The sequence below is a fragment of the Paenibacillus sp. P32E genome (assembly GCF_001909085.1).
Taxonomy (GTDB): Bacteria; Bacillota; Bacilli; order Paenibacillales; family Paenibacillaceae; genus Paenibacillus_AQ; species Paenibacillus_AQ helianthi.
In genome coordinates, this window is record NZ_LVYY01000020.1 from 13016 (window position 1) to 33524 (window position 20509).

Below are 20509 nucleotides of genomic sequence, written 5' to 3' on the forward strand. Positions count from 1 at the left end.
AGACAGAGATGCATTTTAATACCAAAAAGTTCATACGCAACATCCCGCTGCATGTCATGATATTGCCGGCACTCATTGTAGTCATTATCTTCAGCTATATCCCGATGGCGGGACTTGTCATTGCGTTTCAGGATTTTTCCCCGATTGCAGGCTTTAAACATATTACATGGAACGGGTTGGACAATTTCAGATACTTGTTTGATCTGCCTGGGTTCAGCACGGTGGTATGGAACACGGTGTTCATCTCCGTCATGAAAATCTTTGCCGGCCTGACGGTACCGGTGATCACCGCATTGCTGCTCAACGAAGTCCGCGTTAACGGATTCAAGCGTTCCATACAGACGATTATATATATGCCGCACTTTTTCTCCTGGGTCATTCTTGGCGGCATCGTTGTGGATGTGCTGTCCCCCAGCTCCGGGATCGTTAATATGCTGCTCAAGAGCCTGGGGATGCAGCCGATTCAATTTTTGGCGGACAATCACTGGTTTCCATATATTCTGGTCATCACAGACCAATGGAAGGAATTCGGCTTCGGAACCATCATCTATCTGGCCGCGTTGACCAGCATTGACACCTCATTGTACGAAGCGTCAATTATCGATGGTGCCGGCAGGTGGAAGCAGACTTGGCATATTACGCTGCCCGGGATCCGCCCGATTATGATTCTGATGTTGACCCTTAGCTTGGGGAATGTCCTGAATGGGGGATTTGATCAAGTGTTCAATCTCTATAATCCGCTGGTTTACTCATCGGGAGACATTCTGGATACGATGATTTACCGGATCGGCCTTCAGGATGCACAGTATTCAGTATCTACGGCCCTTGGCTTAATTAAATCCGTAGTTTCGTTTGTTTTTATCGGCCTGGGCTATTACTTGGCATACCGTTTCGCTAAATACCGGATATTTTAGGAGAAGGAGTACAACCTATGCAATTCACATCTAAACCGTATCGTTGGTTTCTCCGTATGAATTATGTGTTTCTGGCTTTGCTCGCGGTCCTTTGCTTTTTTCCGATCGTCAACGTGCTGGCAATTTCCTTCAGTTCAAGTACGGCGGTCAGCGCCGGGCGGGTCACCTTTTGGCCGATTGATTTCACATTCTCTTCTTATCGATATATGCTGGAAAACAACCAGTTCATCCATTCCTTCGGAACCAGCCTGCTTAGAGTGGTACTGGGCGTGTCTGTTAACTTGTTGTTTACGGTTCTGGTAGCCTACCCCTTGTCAAAAGAAGCTTCGGTGTTCCGCTCGCGGACCGTTTACGCATGGATTTTTGTATTCACCATGCTGTTCAGCGGCGGCTTGATTCCCGGTTATCTGATCGTTAAGGAGATGCATCTGCTGGACAGTGTATGGGCACTTGTCATTCCCGGAGCCGTCCCGATCTTCAATGTGCTGCTGATGCTGAATTTCTTCAGGGGGCTGCCGAAAGAGCTGGAAGAAGCGGCCTGGATGGATGGCGCCGGCCACCTGCGGACCTTGTGGAACATCTATCTGCCGGTGTCTATGCCCAGCATTGCTACAGTGACGCTGTTTGCACTCGTTGGCCACTGGAATGCCTGGTTTGACGGAATGATCTATATGCGGAGCCCGGAGCATTATCCGCTGGCCACCTATCTGCAGTCTATTCTTCAGCAGGTAACGGCTTCGATGGAGAATGTAACGCTTGAAGAAGCAGCCCTGCTGAATCAGGTATCGGACCGTACAACGCAGGCTGCTCAGATATTTTTATCCATTCTGCCGATTATGGCGATTTATCCGTTTTTACAGAGATATTTTGTGCACGGGCTGGTCGTTGGCAGTGTTAAGGGTTAAAGTGTATTTAGATCATCGAGGGAGCCGCTGCCGGCTCCTTCTTTGGAATGTCAGGGAGTACCTGCATCACACTTTACTGTAAAGGATTATTATTAAATGAAATCAAGTATACTCCGTTGGAACCGCCACTCTATTGTTCATAAGCTCCTGGTTGCCTTTTTGCTGGTTGTGCTGCCGTTGTATGTTCTGGGTGTATCCATTACCTTCTACAGTTCTAATCAAATGCAGGCGGAAGTGGAAAGGGCAAATGAGTCGAAGCTGCGCTTTTATTACAGTCATCTTGAATTTGAGCTTCAAAGAATCACCCGTCTGGTTGCGGAATATTCTATTGATGATACTCTGGCTTCCTTAAGTGCCCGCCTGCCAATCATGAGCCAGTATGAAGTGGACAATAACTTGAACAATATCTTCACGAAGCTGAGGCAGATCAGGGAAACCAGCCCATATATAGCTGATGTGGTATATTTTCTTCCTGAGATCAATAAAGAAGTCAGTGTTCAGGAGGGCGTCCGGGATGTCACACAGCAGGATTGGCAGGGGCTCGCCGACACTATGGGCAATTTGGGCGGTCAGGTCTCTGTCTATAAGGACGAGTTGTATGTGCTGCGCCGAAATCCGTTTAATCTGGATCCAAAGGTGCCGCCTAATTTTTTGTTGGGCATTAAGCTGTCCAATCCCGAGCTGGAGCTGCGGCTGAAGGAGTTCGCAGTGTCCGGAGGAAGCAATATCACCCTGGTGTTCGGCGACAATAACGAGTATGTTCTTTCGACATCGGAGCCCGCACCTGAGCTTATGCCAAATCCGGAACGGCTTCCTGAAGAAGAAACAGTCAGTGTACAGCGCTATCAGATGAATGATTCTTTTCATTATTCTCTGTATGACCGCAGTGATCATTTCAGGCTGACTGCCAGTATTCCTAATTCGATTCTGCGGAAGCCGATCCGCATATTTACCGTGATGATGTGGCTCTTGACGCTCTTGTCACTGATCATTGTCCTCATGTTCTCAGTATGGTCGTTCAGAGCGATCCATCGTCCAATATCCATATTGATCCGGGGGTTTGAGAAGGCAGAGCAGGGGCAGACTGGGCTGCATATTACCCATTCCCGCAAAGATGAATTCGGATATTTGTATACGCGGTTCAACGATATGCTCCGGCGCCTGCATACATTGATTGAAGAAAATTATGTACAGCGTATCCGCACCGGGGAAGCAGAGTTGAAGCATTTGCAATCCCAGATCACCCCTCATTTTTTGTATAACAGCCTGTTCAGCATTAAGCAGATGGCCGAAGTGGAAAATGTGGAGCTCATAAAAGAGTTCTCCGACTATCTGGGGCAGTATTTCCGCTATATGACGCGCGATTTTGCCCAAGAGGTTACGCTGCGGCAGGAGCTTGACCACGCGCTGGTGTATCTCGCCATACAGGGAATCCGTTTTGGTCCCCGAATCCAGGCTGAAGTTGATGAAATAGAACCGGATTGCAGCCGCATCCATGTCCCCCGTGTACTGCTGCAGCCAATTATAGAAAATGTATTCGAACATGCTCTCCAGCAGAAGCCAAGCGGGGGCCTGCTTCGAATGAAATATGAACAAACGAATGACACCCTGACTATTCGCATTGAAGATAACGGCGATGCATTGACTGAAGAAGCGCTGTCCCGTTTGCAGCAGCAGCTGTCCCGGCAAGAAATCACCAAAAGTGAGATCACCGGGTTGTTAAATGTAAATCAGAGACTGCGCATCAGGTTTGGAGCTCCTTACGGACTGCAGGTTGAACGAAGCACGCTGGGCGGATTATGCGTAAAAGTCAAGATACCGAGAGAAGGGGAGACAACCGATGCGGCGGATGATGATCGTTGATGATGAACCGGTGATTTTGGATGGATTGGCTGAGTTTTTTTTGAAAGCTGATATTGCCGATTTGGAGATTATAAAAGTGCATTCGGCGGACAGTGCGATAGGATGGCTGAACACACTCAGGATAGATATTGTGCTCAGCGATATTTGTATGCCGGGAATGGATGGAATGGAGCTGATCCGGGAGATCGTGGACCGTTGGCCGCGCTGCAAAGTCATTTTGCTCACAGGACATGACGAATTTGATTATGCCCACCAGGCCATTCGAAATCCTTGTGTTGTTGACTATTTGTTAAAAACTGAAGGAATGGACAAGATCCGCTCTTCTGTAGCCGTGGCATTGGAGCGGATCTCTTCAGAAGAGGAGTACAATTACAGGGAGCAATGGTTTCGCGACAAGCTGCCCCGCACGTTACCCCAATTGCAGCAACAGCTGCTGCATGACATTCTGAGACGTACTGAAAAGATCGATTACAGGTCTTTACAGGACGAATTCGATACGATTCAGTTACCGTTTCAGGCTTCAGACCCGATCCTGGCCATCATCATCAGGATTGAAGCCTGGGGGAATTACGAAACCCCCTCAGACCGGACATTGATCCGCTATGCGGTGGCTAACATCTCGGAGGAGCTGCTAGGGGACAAGGCTGAAATCAAGGCGGTCGATCTTGATCCCGTGACCATTGCCTGTTTCGTCCAGCCCAAGTCAGGCCAGTTGCCGACTTTGTCAGGTCAAGAGACATGGTTGAAGACACACCGCTTCGTTCATGGCATGATGGAATCCATTCAGCAGGCTTGTAACACCTGCCTTCAGTTGTCCACATCCGTCATTGTCAGTACTCATACTGTGGATTGGCATGAGCTGAACTATACTCTCAACCGTTTAAGGCTGGCCGGTTACGACAGTCTGGGGCTGGGCATGGAAAAGCTGTTGAAAGTCGACACGATGGAACCGGAGCCGATCCAGAATCTGATGCAGACCCGGCTTGCGTCTACGGGGCTGCTGCTGGAATATTTGAAGCAACGGCTGCTGGAAGGAAATTCGGATTGGAGTACTTCATTTCGCAAGTGGGTGGATCTGGCCGGAGAGGACGGCCCGGAAGATCCTTTAATAAAATGGAGAATGCTGTCGGGGATCAGCAACACCCTGCTGGAGCTTGTACAGGAGCTGGGTTTGATGGAACAGGCTTTAAGTGCACAGGACTTGTCACAAATCCTGCATTTTAATATCAACACACCCTGGACTGCCGTCACCGCCTTCTTCCATTCTTTTTTTGAATGGATCGTCGCCAATCGCAGTGCCACCTTCAGGCAGGATGAGTCCAGTATCCAGTCGATGATTCATCAATACATCAAACTCCATTTATCCGATGACCTGTCCCTGACCCGGATTGCCCAGGAAGTATCGCTTAATCCGTCTTATCTGTCACGCTGGTACAAAAGAGCAACCGGAAAGAGCCTTTCTGATTATATCGCGGAGAAGAAGCTGGAGTTAAGCAAGGAATTGCTGCTGGGTACAGCTTTGAAAATGCATGAAATCTCAGCCCGGCTTGGCTTCAGCGACCAGCACTATTTCTTTCGTTTCTTCAAAAAAACAACCGGCTGCACGCCGCAGGAGTTCCGGGAGCAACGGAAAATAAGGATCTAAGGATGAATAAGAGGTGTTCCAAACAGACCATTTGGAACACCTCTGTTGTGCCTAATCCTGTAATTATTCCGCCTGCTCTTTTCCCTGGGCAAGCAGCCTGTCTGCCGCCTCCTGCTGCCGGTATTGTCCGGGAGTCAGCCCTGTCCGGGCTTTAAAGATCTTATTGAAGTAGCTTACATTTGCATATCCGATCTCCTTGCAGATCACCTCAATGGAAAGGTCTAGCTGTTTCAATAGCTCCATGGCACGTTTGATTCGCAGCTGGATCAAATAATCGTTGACGGTCATCCCCGTTGACTCCTTGAAGATGCGGCTTAAGTAAGAGGAGCTGCGCTGCACATACTCAGCAACCGTGTCCACGGAAATATTTTTATTGAAGTTCTCATCCATATAATCCGTTGCCAGCTGCAGGGTCACATCCGTTATCCTGGAACGCTTCTCCTTGTGGTAGGCGATGATCTTATCGCACATATCCAGCAGGCACTCCTCCATATCCGGCAGTGTCTCCGCACCCGCCAGCACATCCGCGTAAGAGGGTCTGTCCCCGAACACGGCGTGTATATCGCCCCGTGACTGGACAAGAGTCTTCATGATCTCCCCGCCCAGCTGGAAGAACTGCTGCTGGATATTCGCTTTGCTCAGCTTCTTAACCAACGCGGTCCGGGTGATCTGCCGGACGACACTGAAGCATTCCTCCTTGTCCGTCTGCAGCAGTGCCTGCAGCAGCTTCGTTTCCAGTTCATACGGATAATAATAAGCCTCCTCCTCTGACTTCCATTCGCCGAGGATGTCGTAAGGCAGGATCTCGCCTTTGCCGATATACATCTTCAGACTCAGAGCTTCCAGGGTATCCTCATAAGCCGAACGAACCCCTTCTGCACCGCTGTAGATCCGGCTGACCGCAATGGTCGCATTCATACTGTAGCGGGTCAGCATAAGCTGCTTCAGCTTCTTGGCTTGCTCCAGCGGGAAATCGTCCTCCTCCGGAGGAACCGAAAAGAGAATCACCGTTCTCTTGTCATCCTTGGCGAAGATCTCGCCGTCGATATCGGCTCCCAGCTCCTCCATAAGCCCGTAACGCAACAGATGGAATTGAAGGCTGCTGTCCGGTCCTTTCACGGGATAAGGCTCCTCCAGTTCCAGAGTCAGCACGGCAAAGCGTTTAAAATCCAGACGTAGCCCCAACAGCTCCGCCGCCTGATCCGTACTGCCGCCCTGGATGAGGTCGTTCAGATACTTCTCCTTGATGGCTGTACGGTTATCCAGGAGAAGGGAATCTACCTTCCGCTTCTCTGTCATCAGTGTCTCCCAGTTTCGGCCAAGCTGATCAAAGATGTGACGGATGAAGCCGGCTTCATCACCTTCAGGCAGAGGGCTGCCTGCTCCGTCCCGCTGACCGGCTGCTGAACCGCCGATATAGGTGATCACACTCTGGAGAGGCCGGTACAACCTTCTGGACAAATAAAAGGAGATAGCGATTGCCGCAGACAGGTATACCGCTGCTACAATCATGACAATGAACTTGATCCGGTCCATCCCTTGCAGGAGCACGGAGCGTTCAGTAATGTCAACAAATCTCCATCCTGTCAGCTCTGAAGTGGTATAGGAGACGATCCGGTCGGAGTCATCCATATAGAAGCCGCTTCCGCCGGTCAGCTTAGAGAAGTCCAACTGCTTCAGCAGGGACGCTCCGGCCTCCGAATCGGAATAGAGCAACTCTGAATCCGGCCCCAATACAAGGGTGGCGCCTTTTTTATTATGGTAATGGCTTAAATAGTCGTCGAAAAGCAGCTGCAGCTTCAAATTCATGACGATGGCGCCGTTCACATGACCGATTAATGGCATCTTTTGAAGCAGGCTGGTTGCAGGGTGGTCCGGTGCGAAGGCGTCTTGTCTTCCGGTAATCCAAATCGTGCGGCTGTCAGACTGCTGCTTCCATACGTTCAGCCAGGAGTTGTCCGCAAAGGTCGAGATGGGAGAGGTCTTGATCTCGGGACGCGATGTCAGGATAAGCTCCAGAGGGTCATAATATAAATAGATGGAATCGATGTAGGGACTGATCTTTTTCTGCTGCTCCACAAAGCTTGATAAATCAATCAGGGAGCTGACACTTAACTTGCTGCCCTTCGTCTGGTACAGGTACGATTGGGTCGTGATCATGCCGGTGGCAGCATATTTGATAGCGGTCAGTTCCTTGTGAATCAGCTCCTGCTGCTGCGTCAGGATCGATTCGTTGTATGCGATGGCGTTCTGGATACTGTTGTCTGCCGAAATCGAGTAAGTGACCGTGGAGATGAGAATGACGGTGATCACGGCAATGGCGGTCAAGGAAAGCAGCAGCTTGACGAACATCGTATTATGTTTGATTGAACGGTATCCCTGCAAAGGTCTCACTCCACTTTTCAGAATGGTTGCGCTTACAAAAATGTGCGTGATACACATGCATTAATAGAGGGATTATATCACAGATGAGTATTTTGGTAAGCGGAAGCCCGAAAAACATTAAAAAAAGAGAAAAACATAACGCGTTCCAAACCACAGAAGCGGCCAAAACATAAAAAGAATTGAAAGAGAGGATTGTATCCCGCAGCAGAGGAGGCTATCGTAAAAGTTGTAACCGCTACCATTCGAGGCTGTTAGCATCTTCGGAGCCGAAGCAGAAAGCGGTCAACAAATTTCTTTCATATAGGGGGAGTACATGTGCAGATGAAGCTCAAGAAAATAGGCAATGCGGTTCTGCCGGCGATGCTGGCAGCTGGTCTGCTGGCTGGCTGTGGCAATAGCGGTAACGGCGGGAATAATGCGGCAGCACCGGATGCCAGTGCAAGCGCAAATACAAAGGAATCAGCAGCACCAAGTCCGGTGGAAATTACATGGGGCATCCATTTCCAGGCTCCTGGAGTGGTGGAAAACTCTCAGGTCCAGAAGTGGCTGGAAGAGAAGTTCAATGTAAAGATTAAGCCAGTGAAAGTGACCGATGCCAGCATTGCTTCCGGTGAAGTACCGGACATCTTCATGCTGGGTGATCCCGCGAATGTAGCAGCGTACCAGAGTCAAGGCGTCCTGATGAGCCTGGATCCGAACATGCTGAAGGAAAAGATGCCCGAGTATTCCAAGGATATTGAGAAAAATAAAGCACTGTTCCAAACCGTTACTATTGATGATAAGCTCTGGGCCATTCCAATGTTTATCGACCTGAAGCCTTATGATCTGGCGATGCTCTGGCGCAAGGATTGGCTTGATAAAGTAGGCATAACCAAGGCTCCGGAGACGCTGGATGAATTCGAGAAGGCCGTCTATGCCTTCGCACAGAAGGATCCGGACGGAAATGGCAAAAAAGATACCTTCGGCCTGACAGGGACAGCGACCTCTACCTGGTCATCCGGCTTCTATTCGATCTTTGGTGCTTACGGTGTGGAGCCGACCATGTGGCATGAGAAGAACGGGGAAATTATGAACGGCTCTGTCATGCCGGAGACGAAGGAAGCACTGGCGAAGCTGCGGCAGTGGTACGCAGACGGAGTGATCGACCCTGAATTTATCACCGATACCCAGGACTCGTACCGTAAAAAGCTCTACAATAACCGGATCGGGGTCATCGAGGAGCAGATTGCCAAGGGCGCACTCCCGGATGCGGCAACTGTGACGGAAATGAAGTCCTTGAATCCCAATTCGGAGCTGGTATTTGCCAAGAATCCGAAGGGCCCAGGCGGTGACGGCTCTTGGGATTGGGGAGTCAAGAGCAATTTTGTCGTCATCAGCAACAAAGTGAAGGATCAGCCGGAGAAGCTCGACAAGCTGTTCGAGATCCTGAAGGCAGAGAGTAGCGATGAGGAAACCATCAACATGACCAATCTCGGAGTAAAGGGGACTCATTGGGACTTTACGGAGAGTGGGGCAACCGCAGGAGCCACCAAGTTCCTTGCTGGATTCGAGAAAGCGGAAGAACGCGATCAGGCTGGTATCCGGCTCTTCTCGCTTGGCAATATCACGACCCAGGCATACCGTGAGAAATATTCCAATCCGGCTCTGAATGAAGCGATCAAAACTTATTCATCCGCTCCAAGACAGACGGATGCGTTGTTGTTCTCGGCATTGCCTTCTGACGGGAAATACAAAAACGACCTGACTTCACTGATGCAGAAATATTTTGCTCAAATCATCAGCGGAGAAATTCCACTCGATGATTTCGATAAGTTCGTTGCAGAATGGAAATCCAGAGGCGGCGATGAATTGACCAAGGAAGCCAACGAGATGTATCAGGCTCAATTCAAAAAATAAACAGGGTTTCAGGGGAGTGTAAGATGAAAACCATACGAAAGCATGGAGAATTATTGGCGCTGTTTCTGTTTGCCTTTGCGTTTTTCATTGTTTTTAAATATGGTCCGCTGTATGGCGTGGTCATTGCATTTAAGGATTTCAAGGTTGTGGATGGAATTTGGGGAAGTCCGTGGGTGGGATTTCAGCATTTTCAGGATTTGTTTCAGAGCAGCGACTTTTACCGTCTTCTTAAAAACACCCTGCTTTTGAACTTTTATCAGCTGCTCTTTGCATTTCCGGCTCCGATTATTCTGGCGATTCTGCTGAACGAGGTCCGCTCCCGGTATTTCCAGAGATTCATTCAGACGACGATGTATTTACCCCATTTCGTATCCTGGGTAATCATGTCGGGTCTGCTCATCTATTTTCTGTCGCCGACTACAGGGATTATGGCTGACATCATGGGCTGGTTCGGAAAGGAGCCTATCTTCTTCATGGGCAAAAAGGAATATTTCCGGTCCATAGTCGTAGGCTCCTCCATACTGAAGGATCTGGGCTGGGGTTCCATCATCTATTTCGCCGCTTTGTCGGGGATCAACCCGGAGATTCAGGAATCGGCCATCATAGATGGAGCGAACCGCTGGCAGCGGATCATCCGGATCAATGTTCCCTCGATCATGCCGACCATATCGATTATGTTCATTCTCAGTCTCGGCGGGTTCTTAAGCGCAAATTTTGAACAAATCATCAATCTGCTAAATCCGGTCACCTTTGAAACAGGCGACGTCATCGATACTTATGTCTACCGTGTCGGTCTGCAGCAGTTCCAGTATAGCTACACAGCAGCTATCGGCTTGTTCAAGTCACTCGTGGGACTTGTGCTCATTCTGGGTGCCAATCTGACCGTGAGGAAACTGAGCAAGGGGGATAATGGATTATGGTAGGAGCAGGAGGAATTCAGTCATGAAGACGAGAAAATGGCAGGATCATATTACACCCGCTATCATCTATTTTGTGCTATCGTTGCTCGCACTGATCGTCGTATATCCGTTCATCCATGTTACGGCGGTTTCTTTCAGTGGGCGCGGAGAGGCGCTCCGGAGCGGATTTCACTTTTTCCCGCGGGACTTCGAATGGAGGGCGTACCGGGAGCTGCTGGAGTATCCGTTCATCTGGTCGGGTTATGCAAATACAGTGTTCCGCATGGTGGTGGGAACGCTCTTGACGCTGCTCGTTACCGTCTGCGCCGCCTATCCTCTGTCACGTCCGGATTTTCCTATGAAGCGCGTGCTGATCATGCTCATACTGTTCACCATGATCTTCGACGGGGGCATCGTACCGAATTATCTGCTCATCAAAGAGCTGCATCTGCTGGACTCACGCTGGGTCTATGTGCTGCCAACAGCAGCTAACGCCTTTCAGGTTCTGGTGATGCTCTCATTCTTCCGGTCCATTCCCGATGCACTGATCGAAGCGGCCCGCATCGATGGGGCCAGGGACATGCGGATTCTGTTCCGCATCGTACTGCCTCTCTCTATTCCATCCCTGGTGACGATCGGACTCTGGTCGCTGGTACATCATATCAATGCCTTTATGGATAATCTGTTGTATGTCACCGACCAGTCGAAGTTCGTGCTCCAGCAAGTCGTCCGGCAGATTCTTATCGAAAATAAGCTGGACCCGTTCACTACGGCAACCAATTTGATCCCTCCTGCACCGGAGAGTCTGAAGATGGCGTCAGTGATCGTATGCTCCTTGCCCGTGCTTGTGCTGTACCCGTTTTTGCTTAAATACTTCGAGAAAGGAACGATGATTGGTTCAGTAAAAGGGTAAGCTTCGCTTCGGGGGACTCCACGGTTCCCTTTCAGATACTCCAATCGATAAGGAGGCTTCATATAACATGGGAAGAAGAACGTTTATTGTCTTATCGATCATTGCATTAATAGTAGGATGTTTCCCGGCCGCGGCGATTCAGGCAGAGGAGTCACACAGTTCCGAAGCAGTCTATTATGTATCTGAAAATGGAAGCGATTCCAATCCGGGAACAGTGGGAAGTCCCTTCCTTACCCTGGAAAAGGCCAGAGATGCCATACGCCAGCTTAAGCAGGGCGGAGGATTGCCTGAAGGCGGTGTTACCGTATATCTGAGGGGCGGAATATACAACCGGACCGGAAGCTTCCTGCTGGAAGAGCAGGATTCCGGGACGGCAGACAAACCGGTTACCTACAAGGCTTATCCGGGCGAATCCGTCCGGCTGAGCGGTGGCCAAGAGCTGAAGAAGAGTTGGTTCACCCCGGTGACGGACCCGACGGTTCTGAACCGGATCATCAGCACCGGTGCAAGATCGAAGGTTCTTCAGGTAGATCTGATGAGCCATGGCATCTCTGATTATGGAGTTATGAGCCGTCATGGCTACTACAAAGCCAACGATGTCAGCCAGACTCCGCCGATGGAGCTGTACATCGAAGGTGAAGGGATGACTCTGGCCAGATGGCCCAACAAAGGTACAGTCCAGATGGGCAATATTATTGACCCGGGGCCGACCCGCAAGGATGCCGATCTGCAGACCCGCGGAGGTACCTTCACCTACACCTATGAGCGGCCTGAGCTTTGGACCCAGGCAGATGATATTTGGCTCGACGGGATCTTCGGCTATAGCTGGGAATGGTCGTACAACAAAATCGCCTCTATTGATACGGTTAACAAGTCCATCACATTAGCTTACGGGGAAATGAGCGGTCTTATGAAGACCTGGTATCCTGACTTCCATTTCGCCCAGAATCTGTTGGAAGAGATCGATATGCCCGGGGAGTATTATATCGACCGGACCCAAGGTATTCTGTACTTCATGCCTACAGCCGCCTTCGGGGAGAACAACCCCGAAATTACCGTCTCCATGCTTAAGACTCCAATGATCAGCACCGTTAATACATCTCATGTCACCTTTGAGGACCTGATTCTGGAGAATGGCCGGGATTCAGGAGCAGTGATCATGGGCGGTGACGGTGTCCGGCTCGTGCATTGCGAAATCCGTAATTTCACCGAAGGTGGTGTACGGATCAATACCCAGAGCCGCTGGCTGTACAATGACTTTGCGAAGGGGACAGGGGTTAACCATGCTGTCGTCAGCACGCATATTCATCATGTCGGGGGGACAGGAGTGATTCTGAATGGCGGAGACCGGCTGACGCTTGCGCCAGGCAATAATGTGGTCGAGAACAGCCACATCCATGATTTTGCCTATTACCATAAAGCGTATAACCCTGCTGTGATTCTGACTGGAGCAGGCAATCGTATCTCCCATAATGAAATTCATGATGCCCCTCATCCCGGTATTCTGATCTTTGGCAACGACCATGTCGTGGAATACAACAACATCTATGATGTCTGCAAAACATTCGCAGATCTCGGTGCCATCTACATGAATCTGGGGGCTGCGCCGCAGGAACGGGGATCGGTCATCCGTGGGAATTACTTTCACAATATAGGGGAAGGCAAGGCCGGGGTTCAAGGCGTGTACCCTGATAACTTCACTATGGGGATTACGATCGAAAAAAATATTTTCTACCGGATGGGCAACTCTGCCATTCTGAATAACGGCGGTGCCCATATCCGCACCCGGAACAACCTTTTTATTGATGCCAAGGTTCCATATGACTACTCCGATATGTATTTGGGTGACGGACCCGAGCAGCAAATCTCCAAAAACTATATGCAGCCATGGCATGCTTTGTTCGAAAAATACAACAATTTTACCGGCATGCCGCATCTGGTCAAGTATCCGGAGCTGGCGGATTTCTTCACAGAGAACCGCTATTATCCTGACACGAACACATTCCAGAATAATGTCATCTACAATCCAACCAAACCAAGAAGCGGCACGAATGCGAACGGAGCATACGATAAACTCAATCTGGTCCAGTATGCGAACAACTGGGTAACCGACCATGATCCGGGCTTCGTGAATTTGGCGGGAGGCGATCTGAATCTGAAGGCGAACGCTGAGGTGTTCCAGCAGATTCCGGGCTTCCAAACGGTGCCTTTCAGCGAAATGGGCACCGTAGGCAAGATAGGCCCATACCTGACTCCCGACAGGGTCCCTGTACGAGGTGTTGTATTGTATGATGATACCCTCACCATGGGCATCGGGAAATCGTACACCCTGAATTCGGCGGTTCTTCCCTGGAATGCCACCAACAATAAACTACAGTATAGCTCCAGCGATCCTTCCGTGGTAAAGGTGGATGCGACGGGTAAGCTGAAGGGTGTAAATCTGGGAAGTGCGGTTGTAACAGCCGTCTCTGAAGACAACCCGCTGCTCAAAGACGAGGTCCAGGTGACTGTTGAAGTCGGTGACGGGATTATGGATGATACGAATTTCGAAAACGGCCGCAACAGCTGGCCGAGCGATTCGAACCGGAACATCGTAGAAGTCGATGGCGGCAACCATATGTATAAGCTGCTAAAAGGTGCGACGACGCTGAATGAGAACGACTTCAGCAATTATGAACTGACCTTCAAGCTGAAGACGCCTCCGGCGATTCCGGAGTCGGCCACGTTCTACGTGTTCGACAGACTGAATCCGAGCGGCAGCGGAGGCAGAATCGGGTACAAGAAGTATGCTGACGGAACTTCTGCCTGGATTCTGTATAATGCGGCCTGGGGTACGGTGAAGCAGAATGTGCTGGCTGCTCAGGATCTGCAGCCGGATACAGTCTACAATATGAAGATTATCGTCAAAGGACAGGAGATCAGTGTCTATGCGGATGGCAAGCTCAAGCTGAAGGCCAACGATCCCACCTTTAATCCTTCCGGTAAAGTCGGATTCTATGCCGGCGGATTCGACTACCTTTTGTTCGACGATATCAGATTTACGGTACCGACGAAGAATGTGGCCGGTTTGCTGCTCGATAAGAGCAGCGTTAACATGGTGATGGATGAACAGCTGCAGCTGCAGGTCCAGTTCGATCCGTCGGACGCCGAGAATCGTTCCGTGGCCTGGCAGTCCAGCCACCCGGAGGTGGCCTCTGTCAGCGAGAACGGGACGGTCACTGCCCAGGGCTTAGGGGAGACGGTGATCACTGTTTCCTCGGCTGCCAATCCGGCGGCGACAACCTCTGCCCGGATTGTGGTTTCGGATATTCTTCACTTTACGGATTACGATTCCGGGGCGAACGGATGGCCGGTGGACCCCAATCGCAGCATCGTGACGGTGAATGGAAACAAAATGTATAAAATATTGAAGGGGGCTTCCGCGCTTCATCCGAAGCTTTTCACGGATTATGACCTGACCTTCAAGCTGAGAACTCCTGCCGTGATGCCCGATACGGGCACATTGTATGTGTATGACCGTACCGCCTCTGGCAATTCCGGGAAGATCGCCTACAAGAAATTGACGGACGGGACCTCACAGTGGATTCTCTACGGCCCGACTTGGACGGTGCTTCAAACGAAGAATGTTCCAACTATGGATTTGCAGCCAAATACGGAATACAGCCTTCGTATTCTGGTTGATGGCGCCAGCATCCGCGTATATGTGAACGGTGAACTGAGGCTGGATGGCTCTGATCCCAAGCATAATCTGACGGGAACGGTAGGTTTTTATGTAGGTGGTTTCAGTGAATTGTGGTTCGACGACGTCAAGTTTACAATGATTGACCGGACTGCCCCGGTAACCACGGCTGTCATTACCCCGTCGCTGCCGGATGGCCCGGACGGCTGGTATGTAAGCCCCGTAACGGTTCAGTTGAATGCTGCGGATATGGGCTCCGGCGTAACGGATACTGTATACAGCATGAATGGCGGAGAGACCTGGCTGCCCTACCAGGGGCCGCTGATTTTTAGCCAGGATGGTCATTATTCGGTGGCTTACCGGTCAGCGGACAGGGCCGGGAACAGCGAGGATGCGAAAACCTTGAGCTTCAAGCTGGACATTAACGCCCCTGAGGTATCCGTCGCAGTGCCAGCTGCGAGAGCTTACACAGGTACGGAAACCCTGACCCTGTCGTGGACCGCTGCCGATGTTATGTCCGGAGTAGACGACAGCAAGACCGCTGCGCTGCTGGATGGTGGAGCTATAGAGCAGGGGGCTTCGGTTCCGCTGTATACGCTGGGTCTTGGCGCCCACACCTTCACTGTATCCGCCAGCGATGAGGCGGGGAATACGCAGGAGCGTACAGTGACTTTCTCAACCTATGCAGATATGAACTCCCTGAAAGCACTCGTTAGCCTGTTCAGAGAGATGTCCTGGATAGACAACCATGGCATTGCAAACAGTCTGAGCACCAAGCTCGATCACGGCCAGGTGGAAGCATTCCTCCAACAGGTGCAGGCCCAAAGCGGCAAGCATATCCAGGCTGTAGCCGCGGCTTACCTGCAGCGGGATGCGGTTGATATTCTGGCAAGGGCGGGGACGCAGGGCTAACTCATATTTGGATCTGCGGATGAATTGGAATAAGCAAAACGGCTGTGCCGTCCTTCACTGGACAGTACAGCCGTTTTGGTTGAGACGTGGGGGAAAGGTACTGCCTCTGCTTGCCGATAAACCTTTGCTTCCTCTGTCTCTTCTTCCTCGGAGAACCCTAGTTGGCGGCAGGATCAAGTGGAAAAAGTGAACTTAAATCTACCGTTCCCACTCCTCGCAAGCGCTTGTTGGAAAAAGTAGACTTCATTCGGCACATTCGTCTATTTATAGCTGAATATGCCTAGTTTAAGTCTACTGATTCCACCTAACAGCTCTGTGAGAACGCTTCCCGGCACAATTAAGTTCACTAATTCCACTTCGCTCCTCAGGAGCACCTGCCTATTCATCCATGAATTGCAGCACGGGGAAAATCCAGGCATAGGACTGATAATACCCGCTGTTCAGATTTTTATTGCCGGTTATCGGACGATAAGGGGCGACGAAACGTTCATATTCGGGTTCCTTGTAAACCTTGGACATGGCTTCAAATAGGTCCAGCGGCCACGAATCGGAAGCCAGCGGCTTCGGAAATTTCTGATCTTTATCGTACGGCCACTCCTCGATGTGCCCATCGGCATAATAGAATAACGTATCGAGCGCTGTCTTGATGTTTGCTCCGCCAGGAGAGGTCCGGTGGAACAAATTTTCGCCGGTTGTGTCATGGATCAGCTTCATGGCTGCGGTGATGGGAGCGAGAGAGAAATAATGATACCAGATTGAATTCGATCCCCGCATGGTCTCTTCCGGAATCAATCCCGAAGGTGCAAGAGAGTTATCGATATGTTCTTTGAGATGGGCCGCTGCTTCTGCAAAACGGGCTTGGTCATCCATGAAGCGGAAGAGGGACAACCGGGCATAAAGACTCCAGCTCCACCAGTTGTTTCTAAGCGGGATTGTCACCCATGCCGGTAAGAAAACCTCGCTCATCCAGGAGATGAATTGATCTTTATTCTCCTTGGGCCACCCCGGATAGTGCTTGATGAGCTCAGCCGCTTGAAGCAAGCCGGTTCCCAGGTAGGCGGAGACAAGGGGGCCGTCGTCCCCGGCCAGCTCCTTATTCACGGTTGCCCAGCCATCAATCAGTTCGGCTGCCTTATCCGCATAAATGGCTTCGCCCGTGAACCGGTAGGCTAACGCTGCCGTGCAGGCGGACTGGGCATCCGCCTCCATCAGCCGTTTGGCTGTCTGATGGCCGGTCGTATCGAAATAGAAGCCGGGGATATGCCATGAAGGAACAGCGTGACAGCTGACCGACATCCCTTCATTTGCAACGTGCAGAAGCTGGTTTTGTGCCGTCTGGCTGATCATCGGGCATCAATCCTTTCATTTTCGGGCTTATGTCATTGGCGCTCATACCAATAGCCGGGTACTCCGCGCTCTAGCCGCATCAGAGCCTCCAGATAGAAATAATCCCCCCAGATGACATAATCGTCGGGTGAAATATCGAGCCGTACGGCGTAGGAGCCACGGTTCAGGAGTCCTTGGGCCGCGGGCTCATCCTTCGTGGAGTAGTTAACGGCCAGGGAGGCAACGATTCGCTCGGCTGCGGCTGACAGCCATTCCCGGTCAACGTCCCGTTCCGACAGCAGTGAGGCCAGCTCGAGCATTCCCGATGCGGCAATGGCTGCTGCGGAGCTGTCCCGCTGAGTCGCCGGCACCTGCGGTACATCAAAGTCCCAGTACACCACCCCATCCTCAGGGAGCCGGTTCACAAAATAGCGGGCTAACCGCTTAGAGGTTTCCAGTAGTTCAGGCTGCCGCAGATAACGGTAGGCAAGGGCAAATCCGTAAATGCCCCAGGCTTGCCCCCGGGTCCAGGTCGAGCCATCCCGGCTGCCCTGGTGGGTGCCGCCGCGGATCGAGTCCCCGGTCACCGGATCGAAATAGAAAGTGTGGTACGTGGAGTCATCTCCGCGGACCAGAAAACGGCGGCTGATAGCCGTCTGCTTCTCGGCGGCCTGGCGGTAGCATTCGCTGCCGGTCTGCTGGTAAGCCCAATGCAGTAAAGGCAAATTCATCAGACAATCTATGATAATACGCCCGCCGTTCTCCGGATCGTCCTTAGGACCCCAAGCTTGCAGAATTCCTGGAGTGTCGCGCCATCTCTCCAGCAAAACATCCGCAGCCTGCAAAGTGGCAGACCGGGAGTTTTCGTCCCTTTCCAGAATCCAATGGGCTTTGGTGGAGAGGGAATATAGGAATCCGATGTCATGATGATCCAGGTTCACCCGCTGTTCCAGACGCTCCCGGAAGTTGTCCAACGCTCTCATAGCAGCATCCCGATAACGGCTATCCTGAGTATACTCGTAAGACAGCCAGAGAAGTCCGGACCAAAAACCTTCGGTCCAATCATTATTAGGCGTTAACCGGTAGATCCGGTTTCCTTGGGTGCTTGTGAGGGGAAACTCCTCTCCGAAACGGTCAATATTTTGTGAAATCACACTTAAGGCGTCCTCAATGGCTTGTGCCCACATGGCGGCATCCTCCATTCTTTGATAGAAAGGCTGCCTCTATTATATATCCGGAACAGTAATTCCTTGTTGTGCTAAAATATAACCAGATTGCGGTTATGGAGATATGGGGGTGGACGTATTGGCGGGACATATTGAACATGTAGATCCGGGTCACAGCAGCTTTTTTCTGGCCTACCGGGATGAGTGGCTGGATGATCATTTTCTTAAATTTCATGCGCATCAAGGTCTGGAATTGTTATTTATCCATGAAGGGGATGGGCTTGTGGAGGTGGAGGGCGCATCCTACGAACTGGAAGGAGGAGCGCTCTTCTGCTTCCAGCCTTACCAGCTGCACAAGGTGGAGGTTCCCGGCCGTAGGGATACCCGGTATGTCCGGACGAATCTGACGTTCGATCCAAGGTATCTGGAGCCGTTTCTGGAGCCGTATCCCAAGCTTCAGGCGTTTCTCCGCTTTTTGTCCAAAGGAGCTCTGACTTCACCCAAGTTCACATTCACAGAAAGCCAGCTGACGGGAGTGATGGAGAGCCATGTTCAGGCGGTGACGGAAGCAGGGGAGGATCAGGAAGAGGCCCGTATTTTGTTTCTGATTTCCTTGCTGCGCCATCTCCAGCTGGCGGTTATTACATATGAGGAGCTATCACCGGAAGGCTGGTCTGTCAAAAAAACCGCCCATATTGAATCGATTATGGATTGGATCGAAAGTCATTTCAGACAGCCCTTCAGCCTGGAACTGCTGGCCGGGGAGCTGCATCTGTCTTCCTACTATGTATCCCATTTGTTCAAGCAATACACTGGAGTAACACTAACGGATTACGTCACAGCCAGAAGAATCCGTGAAGCCTGCGTGCTGCTCGCGAATTCCGGTAAACCGGTGCAGCGAATCGCCCATGAGATCGGAAGGCTAAGCCCCCCATATTTTTGCAAGCTGTTCAAAAAACACAAAGGTATGACACCTCTGGACTACCGCTCGGCGCTTCATCATACGGCCAAATAACGGGCATGTGCGTTCCTCAGGTCTTATAAAACCTTAGACAGCAGGCTACGAATGATTTCATGCCCTGCTGTTTTTTAGGCTTTGCCAATTCTGATATTGCGGTACTTTCCAGGCGTTATTCCCGTTTGTTTGCGGAACAGGCGTATAAAATAATTGGGATTATCAATACCGACCTGCTGGCCGACTTCGGATACGGACAGCTCCATGTTCTCCAGCAGTGATTTGGCTGTCTTGATTTGCAGATCATGCAGATATTGAAGCGGACTCATGCCCGTGTACGTTTTGAGGCACCGGGCGAGATAGTCGAACCGGTAATGAAGCGTCTGTTCCATATGCTTTGCGTCGAAGGGCCGGGTTAGATGCTGCTGAAGATAGGCGATGGTGTGATCGCAGAGCTGTCTTGCGCGGGAGGCATTCTGCAGCCGTGCCGCAGCCTGCAATTGTACCAGCAAGCCGGCCAGCTGCATCTGCAGCGGCAAGGAGTGCGCAGGCGATAAACTGTGATGGAGCTCCATCATCCGCTCCAGGAATGGAAGGATGTCAGGGACATGCAAGGTGGCGAATTTCGGAAGATACATCACTTGCAGGTTCGGCTCCACATCCAGATTGGTTCCTTTGACGTATGGAAAGGACCAGGGGATTTTCCCGCTTTCGATCGTCCGGACAGGCGCCGGATGGACAAAGTGAATCCAGTAAATTTCGGTGATTTCTTCGCAAGGACGATACCCGGTATGCATACGGTTGGGTTCCAGCACAAGCATGGAGCCTTCTTTGATTTCGTAGGGGACATCATCTTCCATCATATACAAGGTGCCTTTCAAGACAAACAACAGGTCGTATACATCGAACGAACGGGCTTCATGCTTTTGTCCCGGGGGCCAGAAGGTATGGCCGATAGTTACCAGCTGCGGCAGCGGGGGGATGGTAAGCTCCAGACAGTTCATCACAGGTTTCACCTTTCCCTTTGATATCGTTGCCTCATTGTATCACG

Annotated in this window: 13 protein-coding genes; 9 read left to right on the forward strand and 4 right to left on the reverse strand. The window is 51.0% G+C overall.

The genetic code is table 11. From position 1 onward, the window contains the following. The first annotated feature begins 8 nt into the window (after positions 1–8). The 4 genes from A3848_RS18590 (at position 9) to A3848_RS18605 (ending at position 5327) form a co-directional block, all read left to right on the forward strand. On the forward strand, positions 9–914 hold the full coding sequence (locus A3848_RS18590) for an ABC transporter permease (RefSeq protein ID WP_074086399.1): 906 nt from the start codon (positions 9–11) through the stop codon (positions 912–914). 17 nt (positions 915–931) lie between these two features. Next, entirely contained in the window at positions 932–1819 is an 888-nt protein-coding gene (locus tag A3848_RS18595) for a carbohydrate ABC transporter permease (protein WP_074086400.1), read from the forward strand. A gap of 96 nt (positions 1820–1915) precedes the next feature. Next, positions 1916–3682, forward strand: a complete 1767-nt coding sequence (locus tag A3848_RS18600; protein WP_074086401.1) for a sensor histidine kinase — start codon at positions 1916–1918, stop codon at positions 3680–3682. Continuing rightward, on the forward strand, positions 3660–5327 hold the full coding sequence (locus A3848_RS18605; protein WP_074086402.1) for a response regulator transcription factor: 1668 nt from the start codon (positions 3660–3662) through the stop codon (positions 5325–5327). The genes A3848_RS18600 and A3848_RS18605 overlap by 23 nt, the downstream gene beginning before the upstream one ends. Positions 5328–5390: 63 nt before the next feature. Here A3848_RS18605 and A3848_RS18610 read toward each other — a convergent pair whose 3' ends face one another. Continuing rightward, positions 5391–7712 (reverse strand): helix-turn-helix domain-containing protein, encoded by a 2322-nt coding sequence (locus A3848_RS18610; RefSeq protein ID WP_074086403.1) that lies wholly within the window; start codon positions 7710–7712, stop codon positions 5391–5393. A gap of 321 nt (positions 7713–8033) precedes the next feature. Here A3848_RS18610 and A3848_RS18615 point away from each other — a divergent pair, with 321 nt between their 5' ends. The 4 genes from A3848_RS18615 (at position 8034) to A3848_RS18630 (ending at position 16011) form a co-directional block, all read left to right on the forward strand. After that, positions 8034–9608: an extracellular solute-binding protein gene (locus A3848_RS18615; protein WP_178382039.1), complete on the forward strand. Its 1575-nt coding sequence runs from the start codon at positions 8034–8036 to the stop codon at positions 9606–9608. A gap of 23 nt (positions 9609–9631) precedes the next feature. Next, positions 9632–10531 (forward strand): ABC transporter permease, encoded by a 900-nt coding sequence (locus tag A3848_RS18620; protein ID WP_074086405.1) that lies wholly within the window; start codon positions 9632–9634, stop codon positions 10529–10531. A gap of 19 nt (positions 10532–10550) precedes the next feature. Next, positions 10551–11420, forward strand: a complete 870-nt coding sequence (locus A3848_RS18625) for a carbohydrate ABC transporter permease (RefSeq protein WP_074086406.1) — start codon at positions 10551–10553, stop codon at positions 11418–11420. Positions 11421–11487: 67 nt separating this feature from the next. Beyond that, positions 11488–16011: an OmpL47-type beta-barrel domain-containing protein gene (locus tag A3848_RS18630; RefSeq protein ID WP_074086407.1), complete on the forward strand. Its 4524-nt coding sequence runs from the start codon at positions 11488–11490 to the stop codon at positions 16009–16011. Positions 16012–16389: 378 nt separating this feature from the next. Here the strand turns inward: A3848_RS18630 and A3848_RS18635 are convergent, their stop codons facing one another. After that, complete coding sequence (locus A3848_RS18635) at positions 16390–17358, reverse strand: alginate lyase family protein (RefSeq protein WP_074086408.1); 969 nt, start codon at positions 17356–17358, stop codon at positions 16390–16392. 32 nt (positions 17359–17390) lie between these two features. Next, complete coding sequence (locus A3848_RS18640; RefSeq protein WP_074086409.1) at positions 17391–18524, reverse strand: glycoside hydrolase family 88 protein; 1134 nt, start codon at positions 18522–18524, stop codon at positions 17391–17393. Between the two features lie 109 nt (positions 18525–18633). Here A3848_RS18640 and A3848_RS18645 point away from each other — a divergent pair, with 109 nt between their 5' ends. Next, on the forward strand, positions 18634–19518 hold the full coding sequence (locus A3848_RS18645) for a helix-turn-helix transcriptional regulator (RefSeq protein WP_074086410.1): 885 nt from the start codon (positions 18634–18636) through the stop codon (positions 19516–19518). 74 nt (positions 19519–19592) lie between these two features. Here A3848_RS18645 and A3848_RS18650 read toward each other — a convergent pair whose 3' ends face one another. Beyond that, on the reverse strand, positions 19593–20462 hold the full coding sequence (locus tag A3848_RS18650) for an AraC family transcriptional regulator (protein ID WP_074086411.1): 870 nt from the start codon (positions 20460–20462) through the stop codon (positions 19593–19595). Positions 20463–20509: the final 47 nt, after the last annotated feature.

Excerpts from the sequence above, each read along its gene's own strand:
- A3848_RS18590 (WP_074086399.1), top strand. The coding sequence starts at position 9 with ATGCATTTTAATACCAAAAAGTTCATACGCAACATCCCGCTGCATGTC.
- A3848_RS18595 (WP_074086400.1), top strand. The coding sequence starts at position 932 with ATGCAATTCACATCTAAACCGTATCGTTGGTTTCTCCGTATGAATTAT.
- A3848_RS18600 (WP_074086401.1), top strand. The coding sequence starts at position 1,916 with ATGAAATCAAGTATACTCCGTTGGAACCGCCACTCTATTGTTCATAAG.
- A3848_RS18605 (WP_074086402.1), top strand. The coding sequence starts at position 3,660 with ATGCGGCGGATGATGATCGTTGATGATGAACCGGTGATTTTGGATGGA.
- A3848_RS18615 (WP_178382039.1), top strand. The coding sequence starts at position 8,034 with ATGAAGCTCAAGAAAATAGGCAATGCGGTTCTGCCGGCGATGCTGGCA.
- A3848_RS18620 (WP_074086405.1), top strand. The coding sequence starts at position 9,632 with ATGAAAACCATACGAAAGCATGGAGAATTATTGGCGCTGTTTCTGTTT.
- A3848_RS18625 (WP_074086406.1), top strand. The coding sequence starts at position 10,551 with ATGAAGACGAGAAAATGGCAGGATCATATTACACCCGCTATCATCTAT.
- A3848_RS18630 (WP_074086407.1), top strand. The coding sequence starts at position 11,488 with ATGGGAAGAAGAACGTTTATTGTCTTATCGATCATTGCATTAATAGTA.
- A3848_RS18635 (WP_074086408.1), bottom strand. The coding sequence starts at position 17,358 with ATGATCAGCCAGACGGCACAAAACCAGCTTCTGCACGTTGCAAATGAA.
- A3848_RS18640 (WP_074086409.1), bottom strand. The coding sequence starts at position 18,524 with ATGTGGGCACAAGCCATTGAGGACGCCTTAAGTGTGATTTCACAAAAT.
- A3848_RS18650 (WP_074086411.1), bottom strand. The coding sequence starts at position 20,462 with ATGAACTGTCTGGAGCTTACCATCCCCCCGCTGCCGCAGCTGGTAACT.